Here is a 19,164-nt window from a genome sequence, read left to right on the forward strand (position 1 = left end):
AGCATATTTGTATAAAGTGATTAACGAATAAACATTGTAACAATAAAATAGCTATCTTCAATAAGTCACTATAATAATTTTCCTGCGTCTATAGTAGTGATCTAGCAAATTAATCGACAACTACTCCAAATCGACAAAGGCTCTGATAATCACATTGTTGGCATATAGAGGAGTGAATAGGATTAGGTAGACACTGTCCTTCGCTGTATTCTTGAATTAACTGATAAAGTTGTGCTCGCCATGAAGCTAGGCGAGAAGACCATGTCTCACCTTCATCAATGCAGGCAAGACCATCAATGGGCCAGCGATTTTCACTTAAGCCTTTCGTTATAATTTCACCTTCTTTGAGGCCTGTGAAAAGTAAAGTATTGATTGTTTCATCAAGTAAGGCATAGAGTAATAGTTGAGGCTCACGCGGGCGCTCCTCACGCCAAGGCAAATAATTAGGTATATTAGTTTTATAATCAATTACCCATTTTTTTCCATTTTGAAGTTTATCAAGCCTATCAATACGCAGGTTAAAATCAATGCCAGCTAATTGTACGGTAAAGGCATGCTCCAAGGCTTCAACTTCAAAAGGAGGGCGCTGTCTTTCCCACTCAAGACAACAAGCTACTAAAAGTTTAATTCGCGTTAATTCAATTTCTTGAATAAGGGGAGGGAAAGAATATTGGCGTAATTCTTTATAAGGCGCTAGGGCTTGTTCTATTGATTGCTCAATTAAATTATTTAATTGATCTTCGGGTAAAGTTAATAATGTTTGTTGACTTTTAAGATTTTCCCAAACAAGTTCCAGTACACGATGAATAATTTGACCGCGTTCGATAGCATTAGGTCCATTGGAAGTCTCGATGGCTTTTTTAGCATGTAACCGATGTGCAGCGAAAGCACGAAAGGGACATTTTGCTTGATTAGCTAAAAGAGCAGTTCCTCCTGTCACTTGTTCTTCGTTAACTAAAGCTATTTTATATTCTTCGCCATAGGTTTCCCAGGCTGCTTTTAGTAAATTTTTTTGTTTAGGAAGATAATTAGCTATAAAATTAGCTACTAAGGGGCTTGGCAAATTAGCTTTGTCTCTAGATAAGCGTGAGTAACTCATTACGCATTGAGTACTACTATGCTTTAAGCGGTCAAACATTTTTTGAGCTAATTCTAATTGAAAAGCTGGGTTTAAAAGAGGAATTTCGTTTTCTTGCTGTAATTTTATAGGAATAAAAGCAGATAATTTAATTTTAGGCGGCATGTTTTCATCAGTTAGGCGCATAATCCATAAGGCATCAAATGTAGAGCCATTAGCATTTAAGATATTATGAATTTGAACTGGAGCCGGTCTTCTTTCAGGTTGAAAAATGGTTGCAGCAGCTAATGTTTCTAAAGAGATAAGGGCTTCAGAAATAGTCATCTTTTCTGTTAGTAGACTTAGTTGTTTAAATTCTTCAAAAAGAGTTAAAAATCGTTGATAACATTGGTAATTATCAGAATCTAACGTATATTCGCCAGGAAAGCCTAATAAAGACAATCGCTTAATAAATAAATTAATCCACTCTTGTGGTGTAGCCGCATGCGGGTAGTTTGATAGTGATTGTAATAGCTTAGCTAGACTGGGTGCTGTAGTTTGTAATTCATTAAGCCAAGCTGCTTGATCAAAAATTTCTTCTTGCAGAAAACGAGATTCTTGCATGATCTGGCTTCGACGAAATAACTCAGAGTAAGAACCGCTTAAGTAAGGTGAATAGAGTAATAAGCGGGCTTGATGATTTGTTAATGTTTTACCATTTAAGTTTAACCAACAAAGTGCATGCGCTACTAGTTCATAAGTATTTAAGGTTTGTCCTAAGGAAATATTAAATGTTGTGGGAGGAAAATGCTGATACAAAATTCTTTTTAAAGGTTGAATTTGTATTTCTAAATCTGGAACCACAATACCAATTTTATTCTCGCCCTGAGCCAACTGCTCTTTAAGCCAATAAATAAGCTGGTAATATTCATCATAATCATCTTTTGCCACATAAAAGGAAGGCGATGATTCTTTAGGTGATAAATCTAGATGATGCAGTTGACAACCTTGATCTATTAAATAATGTTGGAAAGCTTCTTGCTGCGGCGTGTAGTAATCGAAACAGTACCAGACAAGGTTATCTACCTTTATTTCAAATTGATGCTGCAAAAAGAAGGGTATTAATTGATCTTCCGTAATCGCTGGCATATTAGCTAATGTAATTTGTAACTGCTGTATCCAGTGCTGAAATTTTTGTGTTTGCAATGTATGAGTAAAAAGGGGATGCTCAATATCAAGATGCCAACGTTGACAATAAATCCACGCATTTTGCACTTCATCAATAAGCGTTTGGTTTAAAACATCTTGACTAATAATTTGTTTTAATAGATGGCGTAACTGTTGAGAGTTGAGAAGCAGAGGATTTGTATTAGACGGTTGTAAGTAGCAGTATTTTTTAAAAAGTGTCAATAAGAAATCAGAATAGGAAAAACATAATGGTTTAGTGTGCCTAAACTCTGGATAAGCATGATAAAAGTCAGCAAGAAGAATTTGAGCAAGGCGTTGATTAGGTGTAATAATTGTTGCGCCTTGCTGCATGAGACTAAAAACTGCGGCCCGTTGTTCCATTAATAGCCTTTAAGAATGGTCAGATTTAGAATGGGCTTTATTAATCGCTATTAGAGTAGGCCAGAAACGCTCACTGAAATAAACGGCAGCTAAACCCGTAAATAACATAAGCCATAGACCTATTATTAAAAATAGCGATAAAAAAATTGTTCCATAAAGAATAAAGAAGTCTTGCCAATGATGCAGGCGATTAGTAATTGTAGGTTCAAAAAAATAAAGATTAAGAAAGATAACAAGGCTGATTAGGAGAATAGCAATTAAAGCCATTAAGATGCCTATTAGGAAGGCATAAATCCAGGACCGGGGGTAAATAAGATATTTAGTAAAAATAGCTCCTAAGAAGCTACCTGTAATTAGCGCCACTAAAAGCGCCGGGAAAAAAGGTAATACCGTACTTTGTTGCAAGGACAGTAGAATGTATTTAGTTAAGAGCAAGAAGCAAAAAGCAAAAATTGCAAAGAAAATTGCCCCTGCCCAATTAGGATTAAATGGGTTATTATTTTTATTATTATTCATTAACTTACCTTTATAGGCTTGATTAGAGCTTTTTAACTGCTATGGGCGCTTAATGAACTAACTTAGTTTTAATAACAGTTTAAGAGGTGCTCTATAATTTATTATTATTTATTTTAAACGTACCGCTTTAAGTGACTCTTTATATTAAAATAGTGACTAGTTAAAGCCTCTCAGTGTAGGACCAAAATTAAAGCTACCAAATAGGCTCTTTTCACAATACTAAATCCAGCTTGTCCGCAAGCTAGCATTGTTGTATGGATAGTTAATAACCCTATGTCATTCCCGCAAATCCTATGTCATTCCCGCAAATCCTATGTCATCCCACTAATTCTATGTCATCCCCGCGCAGGCGGGGATCTATTCAGCAATTAGCACTGAGATTAATTTTTAGATGGATTCCCGCCTGCGTGGGAAAGACATTCATTATCCACGCAATAATGTAAGGTTAAAATAGCTTTCTAATTTTGCCCGGTACAAAGTACAAGCTCTACAATGTTAAACTGGATGAGCGTACAAAAAAATAGTTTTAGTGAATTTATTTGTTAAGCATCAGGAAAGGTAATTGCGGGAAGGCATTCAAAGCCCGGCTTAGACAATAAATAGCCTTGAAATAAAGAAATACCTTGTTTTGCAAGCCATATATATTCTGAGAGGTTTTCTACCCCTTCAGCGATAACATGAATGTTAAGTTCTCTACAAACTTCTAAGATAGCTTTAACAACCGCTTGTCTTGAGCGATGGGTATCAATTTTTCGAATTAATTGCATATCTAGCTTAATAAAGTCAGGCTGTAAATTAAGTAGTAAATTTAAGCCTGAATAGCCTGCGCCAAAATCATCGATTGCAATGCGAACGCCTTTACTGCGACATTGTCTAACACTGTATAAAAAATCTTGTTGATGATGAATGATTTCAGATTCAGGCACCTCAATAGTAAGTTGATTTGGATTTAGCTGATTTTCTTTTAAGGTAGCCAACGTTTTGTCAATATAATTACCGGCTGAGAGACTATTGGGTAGAAAATTAAGATTAATGTTACAGTTTAACCCTAATTGTACAGCTAATTTAATTGCAAATTCTCTTGCATGTTGATCAAAATCAGGAAAACTTACTCGACTTACTTGCGCAAATATGCTCGTAGGAGGTTCATTATTGGGTCCTCTAATTAGCGCCTCATAAGAGTATGATACTCTGTTGATGATATCAACAATGGGCTGAAAAGCATAAGAGAAATCCACTTTTTGAGTCATTATGCTTTAACCTTAAAAAAATCATTTTCATGAGCTATTAGAAAATTTTAAATGATTATCGTATGGTCATTAAATATTCTAATAGAGTCATCCCTTATCAATAATGTAGCTGAAATTTACAATTTTAGCCAAAAATATTCATTTGGCTGCGTTATCTTAAATTGCGCTTTCCTATATTTTATCTACACTTTTAAATAGAAAAGGAAGCATAGGTGATAAAGTGGATATTACGCCATTTTTTAAGTTAATGGTTGATAAAAATGCCTCTGACTTATTTTTTAGTGTCGGTGTGCCGCCTTATATTAAAATTCAAGGTGCGGCTACCCCTATTGGCCAAACGCCATTAAAATCAATGCAAATGGCTGAAATTGCCGCATCAGTCATGAATGATAATCAGCGTAAAGAGTTTGAGGCGACGCTGGAGCTTAATATAGCTATTTCTATAAGTAACGTTGGCCGCTTCCGGATTAATGTATTTAGGCAGCGTGGCGAAATTGCCATGGTGGTCCGCTATATTAAAGGCAATATTCCTCCTATGGAAGAATTACAATTGCCGCCTATATTAAAGCAGTTAATTATGGAGTTAAGGGGTTTAATACTCGTTGTTGGTGCAACGGGCTCTGGTAAATCAACTACTTTAGCGTCGATGATTGATTACCGCAATGAAAATCAACGTGGTCATATATTAACTATCGAAGACCCCATTGAATACCTCTATAAACATAAAAAATGTATTGTCGATCAGCGAGAAGTTGGAATTGATACCTTAAGTTATGAAAATGCATTAAAAAATGCCATGCGTGAAGCACCCGATGTTATTTTAATTGGGGAAATTCTAGAAAGAGATATCATGAAACATGCCATTTCTTACGCACAAACCGGCCATTTATGTTTATCGACACTGCATTCTAATAATGCTTATCAAGCACTAGAAAGAATTGTTAATTTCTTTTCTAGTGAAGCAAGGCCTCAGCTGTTACAGGACTTAGCTCAGAATTTACGAGCCATTATTTCACAGCGTTTAATTCCAGGTATAGCGCAAAGTAGAGTGCCAGCAGTCGAAATCCTTATAAACTCGCCTTATGTAGCTGACTTAATTGAAAAGGGTAAAATAGATGAGATTAAGGAGGCTATGGTTAAAAGCCGTGAATCGGGCATGCAAACCTTTGATCAGGCACTTTTTGATTTATATAAAGCAGGGAAAATCACCAAAGAGAATGCGATACGTTTCGCTGATTCTAAAAATAATGTCGGTTTACAAATTCGACTTACTGAGGAAAAGGGAATTGATGAAATGGATCAGACTAATTTATCAATAGAAGAGGAAGACAAGGAGTAATGCACTACTGACTTATTGCTAATAGAAGAACTATAAATCTAACCCTTAGCACTACAAAAATTGCATAAAATAGGTGATTCCTTGATCGTTAATATCCAATGACTTGAAAAGATAGCTATGAATTACACAGTTTTACTCTTATCAAACTCCTGCTCTAAGTCTTTTGCTAAGCTATCAAGTTCTTCTTTATTGGCAAATAAAGAATAGTAATTTTTTGCGGGTTTTGAGGAGCGCCAAGTACTTTCTTTTGCTTGCCCAAGCTTCAGATACTCAAATTTAGCTTCTTGATAACTACCTTCTTTAGCCTTTTTTATAACATCAAGTTGTGCAGCAACGGTTGCCGGAATTTTTTTAACTTTGCCATTTAATTTTACAGTGTGTGTGTTCCATTGAATGCCAACATCCCAATCTTTAGTAAGCAGATACTCTTTTGCTTTATCTAAAAAGAGTTTGGCTTTATATTCCTCGGATGATTCAATTTCGCGTTGATATGTTTTTATTTGTTGAGAAAGCTGAGAAATTTGTTGTTTATAATCCTTTTTAGGTTCTTCGCTTAAGTTATCTAACCAAGTTTGATACGGAGCAATTGGCTCTAAAGCCTCGCAAAGTTTCTTGATAACACCTAATTGATGAAGGTTTGTAAATAATAGCGTATTCTTTTTAAGATCTAATTTATCTAATTCCCCTTTAAGGAGAGTTAAAAGAGCTTGTAAGGAAGGATAATTTCCTTCAGGATCTGGTTTTATGAGTGCTGAAGAGAGATTTTCTTGGCAATGCTTATCGATAATTTCTTTTAACTTTTTAGAGACATGATTTTTATACTGACTAGTTATAAGTTCTTGATCAAATTCCGGAATTTCCACTAGAATTGGATGAAAAATCGGGATACTCTCTCGTAGATAAATATCGGGTTTTTTTACCGTTGCGTCTATATAAAACTTCGTTCGAGTTTCATCGTGAGCCGTTTTTAAACATACTTTATCATGATCTATTTGTAAACCGTCTAAGTTTCCTGTATCAATACAACTAGTAATCATCGATTTTAATAGCATTGCTTCACAACTTAAGAAAGTTGGCGAAATTCGTTGGGAAAATTTCTCATCTATTGCAATAATGGAATCGACTTGAGCTTTTAGCTTCTTTAACTCTTCGACTAGTTGTTGAGAAGGGGAGTTAATAAGCTCTTTCAGCTTGTCGTTTACTGCATTTAAAGCTGCATATGCATCAATATAATAAGTGCGCACAAAATCATTTTGCAACTCTTCAGATAGTTGATCGTAGCGCTCAATAGCAGACTCAAAAAATTGATTTTTATAACGTTCTTGTACTTCTTTATCGTCACTCAACTGAGGTAATTTCCTAAGTATATCTGACATTTTCACATGCAACACGATGGGAGTGTGTCCAAACTCATGTATTGCAAAATTAGGAATGTTATCATTTAAATAAGACATTAATGTTTTATTAATTTCTTTTGGACCACAACTTAAGGGAGCATTTTGTTCCTCTCCTTTTAAGTAAGCAATAATCTTATTATAGGCTCCCATCTCATAGTTAAGCTCTACTAGAGATAATAACGAGGCGGCTGCTTCAGAATCACCAATTTTAATCGCTCGATAATTATGGTGTTGACGAATTTGCTCAATATTTTGCTGAGCATCAAGAATAACTATATCTTCTTCATTTAAAACAGCTTTTCTCTCGTATACCAATTTTTGGTACGCGAGACGACTTTGATAAAATGATTCAATTTGAGAAAGGCGTTGGGAGAAATAGTCCTTATGGCTACTTATTCTTTTTCTTCTCTCTTCTTGATGCGGTTGAAGAATACCATATTTATTTTGCAAACGTTCCGCCTTGTCGGCGTCAAAAATAATATCTGTTAGTATAGTTTGTAACGAACTTTTGAAGCCTTCAAAGGATTGAGCTTGCATGAGGGAATATGCTAATTGAAATAGGTCATGCCAAGCTTCTTTTTTCTCTGTATAATCATTAATGCCTATATTTTTTATTAAAAGGTTTTCAAAATCATTTAAAATGTCCCAATCCATCCTTTGATAATAGCTGTTTAATTTTCTAAATTCATACATCTCTTTTATGGCATTTAAATGTAATATTTTATCTGAAGTTAAGTTGTCTAACTTCTTACTCATTTTACCAATCTCTGATTGTACTTCCTTAATAGTTTCTTCTAATTTCTCCTTATCTTCTGCAGTAGTTAGCTGATTTTCTAAATCTTCAAGATATTGATTTAAGTCAGAAATTTTCTTTTGAAAGAATTTAACCATTGGCGCTTTTTCTTTACGTAAAGAAACGGGATCTGAAAAAGCCAATAAATTTGAAAGGTTAATTTTTAGCTCTGCCTCTATTCTTGTTCTTAATTTTGTAATCAGCGCTTGCTTTTCATCATCTGGCGCGCTATTAGAAGAGAGAGCTATTTCTATACGGTGCTCACTTGCATATCTTAGTATACTGATTAGTTTTTCTATCCCGTTATTTTCATCTTTCTTTAAATCAATAAGTATACTGTCTAAATCAAACACAATAAGTTTGGGCGGTTGAGGATAAGGTGAGGTTTCGAGCATTTTCTTTTCAACACGTGTTGTAAAAGAATTAATTTCACCTTGAATATCTCGCCCAGTTCTAGAATTATCTGCATCACGCATAGCTTTAACTCGTAAAGAGTTTTCTATAGTTTCATGATAATGCTCTGTAGCTAAATGCTCATATTTTTCAACATCAGAAATACTATTAATTTGTGCCTCAATTTTTTCTATTACTTGATTAATAGACACATTATCCATTAGGTTATTTTGGTTTTTATATTCTATTTTTAATTCGGCAAAGCGATTTCTTAATTCCCTAAATTCAGACGTCATCAATTGAGAATGACTCTTAAGGCGAATGAAATCTCTGTGTAGATTTTCAAATTGGACCCCAAGATCTTCAGTAGTTATAAGAAATGGTGGCGTATATCTTTCAATAAATTCAATTACTTGCTGTCTCGCTTTTTCATATTCTTCTGCAGTTTGATTTTTGTTTTGTGGCTGTTGATGTATGTCTAATATTTCCTCAGTTGATTTTTCATAAGTTTTAGACAAGTCCCCAATCGCTTCTATCAGACGGTTAATTTCCTTGCAATAACCGCTGTTTTTAGCTTCTTCAGAATAATACCCGGTTATAAGTTCTTCAAATGCTGTATTTAATACAGCACAGCTTAAATTACTCACAAAATTATTTAAGCTTTCTCGCCCTGGATCAACATTTAAAACTGCTCTTTTAAATAGAGAGTCAACCTGTTCCCTTTTTCCTTGGAACAATTTTTCCAAGGTAGATACAATAGCAGGCGTCTCTATTTTATCTGTATTTGTGAAATCAAATATGATTTTGAGTGCTTTAAACTGTTTTTTTAACTCATTCCAATTTTCTGGACTAAGCTTATTAGCAGAATATAATTGACCTAATTGTTGATAGAGCAGGTCCATTTTTATAATTATTGTAGAAGGTTCTAATTCAAATTCAAATTTATCAAAACCTAACAGGAACATTTGCTCCAAAGCTATACTTAATGGTTTCAGATTAGCAGTAAGATTTAGAACCTCACCATTTCGATCATTTTTTTCTAGTAATTCGATCCTATGTTTACACTGATAGTATTTTTGCTGTAAGTCTTCAAAAATTTCTTTTGTAAATAACTTTGGATTCTGCTGTTGAATTGCATTTAATATGTAGGAAAGTGTTTTGGAAATGTCTGCATATACATCAGTTATGCATTTTGTTTCTGCACTATTATTTTGTAAATAAGCATTCTGTAGGTGAGTAATAAATAAAGCCGTATATTCTTCTAACTCCATCTCCAATTGTTGTTGAGTTTTGTCAGGTGAAAGTTCGCTGTTTTGTAACTCCTGTCTTAGTTGCTTCTCAACTAATTCTAGTTTTTTAAGCACCTCTAAATAGTTACTATTCTTAGCCTGTAATTCGAAAAATAACGCTAGCTCATTAGGATTTTTTCTTTCTTTAAATGCATGCAATAAGAACTCAGTAGCGCTCTTAAAAGTGAATAAATTTTTTGTTGATTCAGATACAAGAGAGTTTTTGCATACTTCATCTACCCACTTAGATAAATCATTAAAGGAAATTGAACTTAGCTCTTGATATTTTTCAATTAATTCAAGAATTGGCTCATGCTCTTTTTCCACTTCTTTTTCAGGTAGTGTGACTAGTTGAAGATTCCTATTAATTTCTTGCCTTAAAAAAGTACCATAAAGAATATAAAGCTCCATATGTACATCATGTGTTATTTCAGAGCTCAGATCTTCCTGAATTAAATATCCGCTATCTTTAGCATAATCTTTTTGTAAAGGTGTTTCTATAAAATACTCTGGCTTTCTTTTCAATGCTTTTTCATCTCTCATCTGAGCAAGCCGTTCTTCATGACTTAGTTTACTGTATGTGGGAGTTAAAGAGGCTAAAAGATAGGCAATTTGAGCACTACGTCCTTTTCCTCCACGACAATGGGCGTGGATATTTTGCTGAGGTGGCGTGGTTTGACTTATTTCTTTAACGTAGGCTAATTCTGCTTCAGTTAATTCTAAAGGTTGCTTATCCCGAATAGGAAAATGATGTACTTGGATAGGGTTACTTCCATTGATACTAATTTCATAAGTTATAAATCGACCGACTTTTTTAAGCGGACGTGAAGTAATCTGAATATCTTTTAGTTCAGGAATATCTGGAAGAATTACATGCCCATTAGCATCTGGTATAAAGTAATTAATAAAATCATTCAGAATTACATCAGTTCTAATTTGTCTTTCACCATCGCTTGCTTGTGGATAATAAGGAAGTATACGGCCCATAACAAATACATGAGCTACATCATTGGCGAGTAAATTGTTTAAATAACCTGCGATATCACGGTGAGCTTCGTAAAGTTGTGGGTTACTAGTGCTAAGAGACCTGGCAGAATTAGGTCCTGGTGAAATTGAGATATTAGTACCGTTAAATTTAAAATAACCCCGACCTAACATTTCTCTAGCCGGACCCGCTAGTTCCATGCTTAAAGGATGTTTAAATCGAAATAATGAAGGTGGGGAAAAATCATCAAAACAAATTTCAGCTATTTCTGGATTGATAGAAAAATCATTAAATACTGTGTTTACAGCACTTACCAAAATGAGCATTTCTCGAAATGAGAGATGTTTGAATCCGTATTCTTCTGCTTTTGTTTTAATTTTCTCTTCCTGGAAATTTATTCCATATTGAGTCGCAACCTCTTGATTTATAGAGCCGTCAGAATTAAATACGCCATAGGCATCAAGTTCACGTAAAGAGAGGCTGCGAGGAGTTATTAACTCTACCCATTTCTTCTTCCTTTGCTTGGTATCGGTAGTTAACGAGAGGTGATTATGGGTTATTGATCCAAATCCTCTCTCAAAAACAGCTTTATCTAGCTTGTTAGGATCTGAAAGTATTTTACTGAGTTGAGTCAGAAAATTACGTTTTTGAATTTCTGTAAACTCAGGTTTCTCGGTTTTTTTTCTAAGCTCAATGATCTGATCTTTAGTATTTCCAAAAGTATGAATTAAATTTTGAATGGAATAAAATGATAAATTGGTTACTAATGCATAATACTCATCAGAAGCTGAAGTATATAAATGATGCGAAGCTGAGAGTTGGCCTGGTTTCTTAGTTTTATCAAGTAGGGCTTTCCAATCGTCATCGGCTGCGTTAATTAACATGGCTTTCTTTTTGGGTTTTGTAGGGTCGTCTTCAATACTGTTGGCTACAGTATAGGCGTCAAAACCTCCCTTATTGATAAATGTTAATCTTGGATTACTCACTGACGTTAGCTTGTTATAAAATTCATCACTAGCGCAGCAATGGATTACTAGGGGCGGGCCATCATAATGACGAAGTGCTTTAAGCATACCAGAAAGAATCGATTCTTTAACATCTCCTTCCCAAGAACGACCTTGAATAAAAACTCCCATCCCATACGGAATTAATACAATATCTGTTGTATTGGTTGTTTGAGCAGCCTCAAGTATGCTCCCCATAGTGAATTGTGAATGCTGCTTTATTTGCCTTAAATGTTCTTTATCAACAGTTCCAGAAAAGCCCATATAATCAAAACCAGTTACACTTAAGATATGGGTTTTTTTAGGTGATCTATTATTTGTTGAAACTTGATCAAAACGAAATGATCCGTCGCTTTGCTGGGTAGTACAATTAAAAATCCTGTCAACAGAGCAATAATGGAGGCACTGAGAAAAAGCAAAAAGAACTAACGTATCTAGCCATTGATTATATTCATTTTTACTCTTCCATCCTAAATTTTTCCAGTTGTCAGGGTGAAATATGCCACCTATTTGAAATGCAGAATGCTCACTCATAACATCCCGTACAGTGACATTTTTGTCGTGGCCCATAGGAGGAAAGTTAAATGGCCTATCGCTATTTTGTATTTGAAGAAATTGTTGATAAAAATTGTTTGGTAAGTTAGTAAATAGTTTGGTGTCTGCTAATAGTTTTTGTCTTCTTTCTTTATTAGTTTTTTCCTGTTCAGCTACATATTTGGCAGCAGGCAGGTCGCGCCCCCTCAAGCGTGAATTAATCTCTTTTCCTCTAGAATCATAATAATGTCTCTGTTTTGATTGCCTAGTGCTGGGCGGCCATGTGGCAATGGCGTATTGTTTATTTTTTTCATATCTTTTTGTTTCTTCAGATTTATTTTTTTTTGCGGATACTTCCCGCGTTTTATGACGCAGAGCGTCTTGTCTATTGCCCTCAGTATCTAATACATTGATAAGCTCTTGATTATAAGCTGTATTGGGGGCACCAAATTCTTGCATTTTTTTGTGGCTATAAGCACAGGTAAAGTCTCCGCAAGCATAACTATCCCCTTGTGGATGAGTAGGGCCAGTAGTTTTGACAGTTACTTTATCTATATCTATTCCGCAACGTTTTAAAAGCTCTAGTGCAATGCCTTGAATTGCAATTGCACCTATTGGGCCATAAGGATCAAATAATTCAAGCTCATAGTTGTCTGTATCATTATCAGGTTTAGTTAAATAAATACTACGCCAATGTCCAGGTCCTATTGGAATTACAATGTGCTTAATTTGTTTACTTTTAAGAGCAGCAAATAAACCTTGTTGTACAGCTTCAATAGATTTCTTGTCGAAGCGGTTTATTGGTGCTAAAACTTCAATATTTCCATGTGATTTTGGCATTAACAATACCATATCATGGTCTTGTAATTCATCTTTTAGATGACGTTGATGAATGTATTTTTGATTAAAATTTCCTGCCCTACGGTATAAACGCTGATTTTCAACTTTTTCGCGATCTAGCTGCTCGATGACTTTAGTGTAAATAGAACTGGCAACTTCTTTGCATGAAGATTCATCAAACTGTCCTTTAAGTCTTTGACCAATAAGTCCTTGACCAATAATAGCGCGAACTTTATCGGTTTGTTCACTTAAAAATATTCCGTCCCCATCCGCAGCTGCCAAATTATTAATTTCTTTTAGAAGTGTTATTTGTTGTCCGGTTAATATCTGTTTCCGTTGATAATAATTAATTAAATCAGCAAGGCTTTTGTCTCGACATTCTTGACTTAATGGCATTTTATGACTCCTAAGATGCCTGTTAAGAATTATGGGGCATCCTACTTACACATTGTGTAGTAATAATAAATGTATTAAAAATATATACTTTGATTATAACTATAACAACTAGATGTTAAGGAAATATGAATAAGAACTTAAAGTTAAAACTGCAGGTAAGTACACCTAACTATTAAAAACAAAGGTTAATAAGCGCAAATTTGAAATTTATCTAAAAAATACTAGATATAGATTTCAATTGAGCAATTAACAGCCTTTGCAAATAGAAAAGTAAAATGCCAGGAAATATTTCAGCTTTCATGAGAAGTAAAGACTAAGTATTAAAGTGGATAGTAGCCACTTTAATACTTAGTCGATTAGGAAACGATACTATCCTACAAGCTTTTAGAAGCTCCAGTCATTCACATAGACACTGGGACCATAATAGCCGCCATACCAAGTGCTATAAGCATGGCCACTGTAATAACCATTTCCCCAATAGGGGCTTGTTCCATAGTAACCTACATTAGAGACATAATCTGTTGTTGATACCGCAGGAATATAATTTGATTCAACAATCGTGCAACTACTTAACCATACAACAGGCGTTATTATACCTAACAAAGCTGCTATTTTTTTCATAATGGTTCCCTCCAATATGCCTGTACCTAAATTATACATATAGGTTTTTGAATTAACAAGGAAGACACCTACATTGTATCTCGCATAATATTGCTCTAATATTAAACTAAGTTAATAAGAGAGAGTTAAAATGAAAAAAAAGGATAAGAATGCTGATCATCCAGAGGTTGAAGATCTAAAAAATATTTGTCATGTGACGCCTAAGACCGATTCAACTAAGGAAGTTTGCACTAAGCTTAAGAAAAATAAAATTGGAATAAATAAGAAAACTAAAAAAGGGCCTTAAGTTTCTTGCAGGAATTAAAATTTAAGCGAAAATTGCTTATTCCCTATAACGTTAGATGTATTCTAAAACCTGCTACTCGAGCAATTTCGAAGTAGGAACTTAATCTTCTTCTATACTAATTAGTATACTTATGCTCTATACAAAGGAGCAGCGATGTGCCGCTTAGTTGCTTATCTTGGCTCAGAAGTGTTATTAGAGGAGATTCTAGTAAAGCCAAGTAATTCTATTGTGATGCAAAGTTTAAAAGCACGAGAGTCAACGGTGCCTACTAATGGCGATGGTTTTGGCCTAGGTTGGTATACTCCATCCATAAGTTCTGAGCCGGCGCTATTTGTCTCTATTTTTCCAGCTTGGAGCGATCGCAATCTTTTAAGTTTAACAGCAAAAATTAAATCAGATGCATTTTTCGCCCATGTTCGGGCCGCTAGTGTAGGGGGCACTAATAATTATAATTGTCACCCTTTTGTCTATAAGCAATGGATGTTAATGCACAATGGTGGGATCAGCGATTTTATGTCAGTTAAGCGTCATCTTCGTCACTTATTAGATGATGATATTTATAATTGGATTCAAGGGGAAACCGATTCAGAACATCTTTTTGCTCTATTTTTGCAGCTTGCCAAAGATAAAGATTTATCTAATATTACCGAAATAGCAGACACTTTAGAAGAGACCTTTAAGCAGATTAATTATCTTGTAAAAAAACACGGTAAAACAGATGATCCTTCTTTATTTAATATCTGTCTTACTGATGGAATACGCATTATTGCTAGCCGCTATTCTTCCAGTAGAAAAGTAAAACCCGAATCGCTACATTATTCTGCAGGTTCCCTTTGGTTAACGCCAAATGATAGATATTATCGGCCTAAACGAGCAGAAGTGCATGACTGTGTGTTAGTTGCATCCGAAAAATTAACTGATTTTGGGGCGGAGTGGCAATCAGTACCTCCTAACTATCTTTTATTAATCGATGCAGAACGTCGTATCCATTTACACAAATTAAAAGTTTAGCTTGAGGTTATTTGAAAAAAGTGCATTAGCTTTATAATTTCGTTAAAGTTGCTGACTATAAAATTAACTGGGAGAAAAGGTGCTTACCACAATCATTAGTTTATTAGCAATTGTCATTTTTTGGATTCTTATTTATCGAGTAATAAGAGGGCGAACGCCATTTAGGCGCAAAGTTAAAACAACTATTGTTGTTTTACTTTTTGCTTCTTTAATTTTAAGCTTCAGCCATGATATTTATGCGAGGGTGTCTCGGCTGCTTTTTTCTTTTAATAAGCAAGGTGAAGTTGAACTAGTAACCTCGCCACTTAGGATACCTCCCAATCAAGATGCAACCTATTGTCGCCAATTTACTGACCAAAGGGGTAGAGTTATTCAACTTGTTTCTTCTAGAGATGACGGCCGCTATTGTGGTGAATTTTGGCGATTTAAGACGGATAAATCGATTCTTATCCCCTATAAGAATTTAAATAATAACCAAACTATTTACTGGGCCTCACCAACCTTGCAAATTATTGGCCCTAGGTTTCAGTAAGTCAGTTATTATACCTTAACATTATTGCAAATTACCTAAGTACCGCGACTGCAAATCACCACATACCGCGCCTTATGCGCGGTATCCAAATAAGATTAAAAAATCCTATTTAAGATAATCATGAATAACTTTGCCATAAGGTAATGTCAAATCAGATAAAATGTGAATAGCAGAGACAATGCGTTTTACTGGAAGTGACGCAATAGGTGCCATGGCATGATGAAAAAGCTCAAGCTGCGCAGGACCCGACCATGCTCCCTTAATAATGACATCTGAGAGTCGATATTCGACTAGTTCGCAAATTCGAGTCGTGCCATCAACATGCGGAATGATTTTTAAAAGATAACAAGGCGATGTAAGCGCTGCTAAAACTTTTTCTTCTTCTAGCGCTTCATATTTATATCCCATTGTTGCTGCTGCAATGCGCGTACAGCCATAGTCAAGTGTACCAATTAATGTTTCTTGTTCAACAAAAAGTTTAGGTTTGGCTAGTTTTTTAGGAAAACCCCATATTTCCCGTCCGCCTGCAATAGGGGATAAATCATCTAAATACATCGCATGAGTATAACTTCCTGCTGTTCCATTAAAATAGACAGGAATAACTTGACCGGACTCTGTGTAGCAGCCAAACCCTGTACTATCTGGCATACGAATGACTTCAAATTTAACGATAGGTTCAGTTACTTCTAAAGGTGCTGGTACAACTTCACGTAGAAGATCCATATCCGTTTCATAAGTAATAATAAAATATTCCCGATTAATAAAACGGTAAGGTCCGCGCGGATAAGAAGGGCAATTTAAAGGCATTGCGAAAGCATTTTCTCTAATTTGTGATTCATTCATAATGGACTCCACGTTACTCAATTCTATATTAATCTTTATTCCATAACCCAGCCATGTGAGACAATCAGAGACTGACCAGTTAGCGCATTCGATTCAAAAGAAGCGAAAAAGAGCGCTGTTTGGGCAACATCATCGGTTGTGGTAAATTCACCATCGACTGTATCTTTTAACATGACGTTTTTAATGACCTGCTCTTCAGTAATTCCAAGCTCTTTGGCTTGTTCAGGTATTTGTTTATCAACTAAAGGTGTGCGGACAAAACCTGGGCAAATTACATTTGCCCGAATGCCATGTGCGGCCCCCTCTTTAGCAACTACTCGACATAAACCTAGTAAACCATGTTTGGCCGTGACATAAGGCGCTTTAAGTTTTGAAGCTTCTTTTGAGTGTACTGAACCCATATAGATAATGCTGCCGCCTCGGTTGGCTGCATACATGTGCTTAAGAGAAGCTCGAGTTGTTAGAAAGGCACCATCTAAATGAATAGCAAGCATTTTTTTCCAGTTGGCATAAGAGAGATTTTCAACAGCGTCAATAATTTGTATACCTGCATTACTGACTAAAATATCTATGCCACCAAATTGATCAGCAACGGAATCAATACCGTGATTAACTTGCTCTTCATTTGTGACATCCATAGCGACTGCTATGGCAGTATGACCGTTAGCCTTAATTTCATCAGCCACAAGTTCTGCCTGGGCTAGATTTAAATCGGCAATAGCTACTTTAGCGCCTTCACGAGCGTAAACTAGGGCAATTTCTTTACCAATTCCACTGGCAGCTCCTGTAACAACAGCTATTTTATCTTTTAAGCGCATAGTCATAATATCCTTATTTAAAGTAGTATTGTTACCAGTATAGCAATGATTTTATGAATTGTTTTTGAACTAAGAAAAAGACTTTTAGTGAGTCAGATAGCTTCTCACTAAAAGTCTTAAATGATGAAAAACAGATTAGTAATAATAATAAGGATAAGTTCTATAACCATAACCATAGTAACGATTAGGGTAATAGCTACCATAATAATAACGGTCTTGAGATCGACCAATTGCATTACCAATTAAAGCACCGGCGCCAGCACCTACGGCAGTACCCCAACCTCTACCGCCAGAAGCAGCATAGCCAATACCTGCACCTGCAAGGCCACCACCAACTGTGCCTACATCAGCGTTTGTGCAGCCTTCAAGTAGAGGCATTGATAATCCTACAACAAGCATAAAAGGTAATGTTTTTCTCATGATTTTCTTCCTATTGTTAGTTCCCTCAATACACATATTAGTACATTTTTAAATAAAATGACTAAAATAAAATCAAGGACATAGGAATAACCTTGTTAAATTGCTATTGGGCCAGTAGTATTGAAGAAGGGATTTTTTGGGAGAAAACATTATGTTTCGCGGTAGTATGGTTGCATTAGTAACGCCACTGGAAAATGACAGAGTTGATGTAGGGAGTTTACGGGAATTAGTTGAGTTTCACGTTGAGGCTGGGACTCATGCCATTGTGGCTGCTGGCACAACAGGTGAAGCAGGAACGTTAAGTCATGATGAGAAACATTTGGTCATTAAGACTGTTATTGACCAAGCCCGTGAACGAATCCCTGTGATTGCAGGAACAGCTGCAAATGCAACAAAGGAGTGTATTGAGTTAACAAAAATGGCGATGGAATGTGGAGCCCATGCTGCCTTAATTATGACGCCTGCTTATATTAAGCCAACTCAAGAAGGGCTTTATCAGCACTACAGTCAAATTGCAGCTGCAGTACCTATGCCCTTAATTCTTTATAATGTGCCTAGCCGCACTGCCTGTGATTTATTACCAGAAACAGTCGCAAGGCTTGCTCAAATATCGAATATTGTTGGTATAAAAGAGGCAACAGGTAAAGTAGAGCGTTTAAAGGAAATCGAGCAATTATGTGGTTGCAGCCTTGATATTTATAGCGGCGATGATGATACCGCAGCCGACTGGCTTTTAGCAGGTGCTAAGGGTGTCATTTCGGTGACTGCCAATGTAGTGCCTAAGCAAATGGTGAACTTGTGTGACGCAGGTCTTGCCGGTAATAAGGAGCAAGTAATTAATATCAATAGACCATTACAATCTTTACATCGCTTACTTTTTGTCGAATCTAATCCTATTCCTACTAAATGGGCTTTAAGCAGAATGGGATTAATAGAGCCGGAGTTGCGTTTACCTCTTACGCCATTATCTAAAGAACATCAAGCAACTTTAGAGCAGGCCTTAAGTCAGTTACAGTTAATTTAATGAGGTTGGTTGTGAAAAAATTTGTTTTAGTGTTGTTAACACTGGGGCTTGCAGCATGCTCGCAGTATGCAAGTAATGGTGAAAAAATTTATTTACAAAGTAAAAATGGGGCGTCTATCAATGTCCCTTCGCCGCTAACGGCAAGTAATATTGGCCATTTTTATGATTTACCTACACCCGGGCCAAATTTTAATATAGGTATTGCACCGCCATCTACAGCGCCGACTACTTAAGGCTAAAGTGAAGG

At 35.6% G+C, this 19,164-nt stretch carries 14 protein-coding genes; 6 read left to right on the forward strand and 8 right to left on the reverse strand.

What is annotated here, in order from left to right:
* Positions 1-109: 109 nt before the first annotated feature.
* The 3 genes from ACQUW5_RS13660 to ACQUW5_RS13670 all read right to left on the reverse strand — a co-directional run bounded on the left by ACQUW5_RS13660 (position 110) and on the right by ACQUW5_RS13670 (position 4,392).
* Entirely contained in the window at positions 110-2,626 is a 2,517-nt protein-coding gene (locus tag ACQUW5_RS13660) for a PD-(D/E)XK nuclease family protein (RefSeq protein ID WP_444991825.1), read from the reverse strand.
* A 9-nt stretch (positions 2,627-2,635) separates the two neighbouring features.
* Positions 2,636-3,142: a hypothetical protein gene (locus ACQUW5_RS13665; RefSeq protein WP_444991826.1), complete on the reverse strand. Its 507-nt coding sequence runs from the start codon at positions 3,140-3,142 to the stop codon at positions 2,636-2,638.
* A 542-nt stretch (positions 3,143-3,684) separates the two neighbouring features.
* Positions 3,685-4,392: an EAL domain-containing protein gene (locus ACQUW5_RS13670; protein WP_444991827.1), complete on the reverse strand. Its 708-nt coding sequence runs from the start codon at positions 4,390-4,392 to the stop codon at positions 3,685-3,687.
* Positions 4,393-4,612: 220 nt separating this feature from the next.
* Between ACQUW5_RS13670 and ACQUW5_RS13675 the strand changes: the two genes are divergently transcribed.
* Positions 4,613-5,731, forward strand: coding sequence for a PilT/PilU family type 4a pilus ATPase (locus ACQUW5_RS13675; protein WP_444991828.1), 1,119 nt, complete (start codon positions 4,613-4,615; stop codon positions 5,729-5,731).
* A 122-nt stretch (positions 5,732-5,853) separates the two neighbouring features.
* On the opposite strand, the gene ACQUW5_RS13680 is transcribed toward ACQUW5_RS13675, so the two are convergent.
* Together ACQUW5_RS13680 and ACQUW5_RS13685 are read right to left on the reverse strand one after the other, a co-directional pair.
* Entirely contained in the window at positions 5,854-13,362 is a 7,509-nt protein-coding gene (locus ACQUW5_RS13680) for a hypothetical protein (RefSeq protein WP_444991830.1), read from the reverse strand.
* 384 nt (positions 13,363-13,746) lie between these two features.
* Complete coding sequence (locus tag ACQUW5_RS13685; protein ID WP_444991831.1) at positions 13,747-13,983, reverse strand: hypothetical protein; 237 nt, start codon at positions 13,981-13,983, stop codon at positions 13,747-13,749.
* Positions 13,984-14,113: 130 nt separating this feature from the next.
* Here ACQUW5_RS13685 and ACQUW5_RS13690 point away from each other — a divergent pair, with 130 nt between their 5' ends.
* The 3 genes from ACQUW5_RS13690 to ACQUW5_RS13700 all read left to right on the forward strand — a co-directional run bounded on the left by ACQUW5_RS13690 (position 14,114) and on the right by ACQUW5_RS13700 (position 15,812).
* Positions 14,114-14,269, forward strand: coding sequence for a hypothetical protein (locus ACQUW5_RS13690; protein ID WP_444991832.1), 156 nt, complete (start codon positions 14,114-14,116; stop codon positions 14,267-14,269).
* Positions 14,270-14,422: 153 nt separating this feature from the next.
* Positions 14,423-15,280, forward strand: coding sequence for a class II glutamine amidotransferase (locus tag ACQUW5_RS13695; RefSeq protein WP_444991833.1), 858 nt, complete (start codon positions 14,423-14,425; stop codon positions 15,278-15,280).
* Between the two features lie 79 nt (positions 15,281-15,359).
* Entirely contained in the window at positions 15,360-15,812 is a 453-nt protein-coding gene (locus ACQUW5_RS13700) for a hypothetical protein (RefSeq protein WP_444991835.1), read from the forward strand.
* Positions 15,813-15,917: 105 nt separating this feature from the next.
* On the opposite strand, the gene ACQUW5_RS13705 is transcribed toward ACQUW5_RS13700, so the two are convergent.
* From ACQUW5_RS13705 to ACQUW5_RS13715, 3 genes are all read right to left on the reverse strand, one after another.
* Positions 15,918-16,655, reverse strand: coding sequence for an acetoacetate decarboxylase (locus tag ACQUW5_RS13705; protein ID WP_444991836.1), 738 nt, complete (start codon positions 16,653-16,655; stop codon positions 15,918-15,920).
* A gap of 35 nt (positions 16,656-16,690) precedes the next feature.
* Complete coding sequence (locus ACQUW5_RS13710) at positions 16,691-17,473, reverse strand: 3-hydroxybutyrate dehydrogenase (RefSeq protein ID WP_444991852.1); 783 nt, start codon at positions 17,471-17,473, stop codon at positions 16,691-16,693.
* 135 nt (positions 17,474-17,608) lie between these two features.
* The gene (locus tag ACQUW5_RS13715; protein ID WP_444991837.1) at positions 17,609-17,893 is read right to left on the reverse strand and encodes a YMGG-like glycine zipper-containing protein; all 285 of its coding nucleotides are present in this window, start codon (positions 17,891-17,893) and stop codon (positions 17,609-17,611) included.
* 151 nt (positions 17,894-18,044) lie between these two features.
* Here ACQUW5_RS13715 and dapA point away from each other — a divergent pair, with 151 nt between their 5' ends.
* Together dapA and ACQUW5_RS13725 are read left to right on the forward strand one after the other, a co-directional pair.
* Positions 18,045-18,917: a 4-hydroxy-tetrahydrodipicolinate synthase gene (dapA, locus tag ACQUW5_RS13720; protein ID WP_444991838.1), complete on the forward strand. Its 873-nt coding sequence runs from the start codon at positions 18,045-18,047 to the stop codon at positions 18,915-18,917.
* An 11-nt stretch (positions 18,918-18,928) separates the two neighbouring features.
* Positions 18,929-19,150, forward strand: coding sequence for a hypothetical protein (locus tag ACQUW5_RS13725; RefSeq protein WP_444991839.1), 222 nt, complete (start codon positions 18,929-18,931; stop codon positions 19,148-19,150).
* The last annotated feature ends 14 nt before the right edge of the window (positions 19,151-19,164 follow it).

The sequence above is a fragment of the Legionella pelazae genome, from assembly GCF_052527395.1.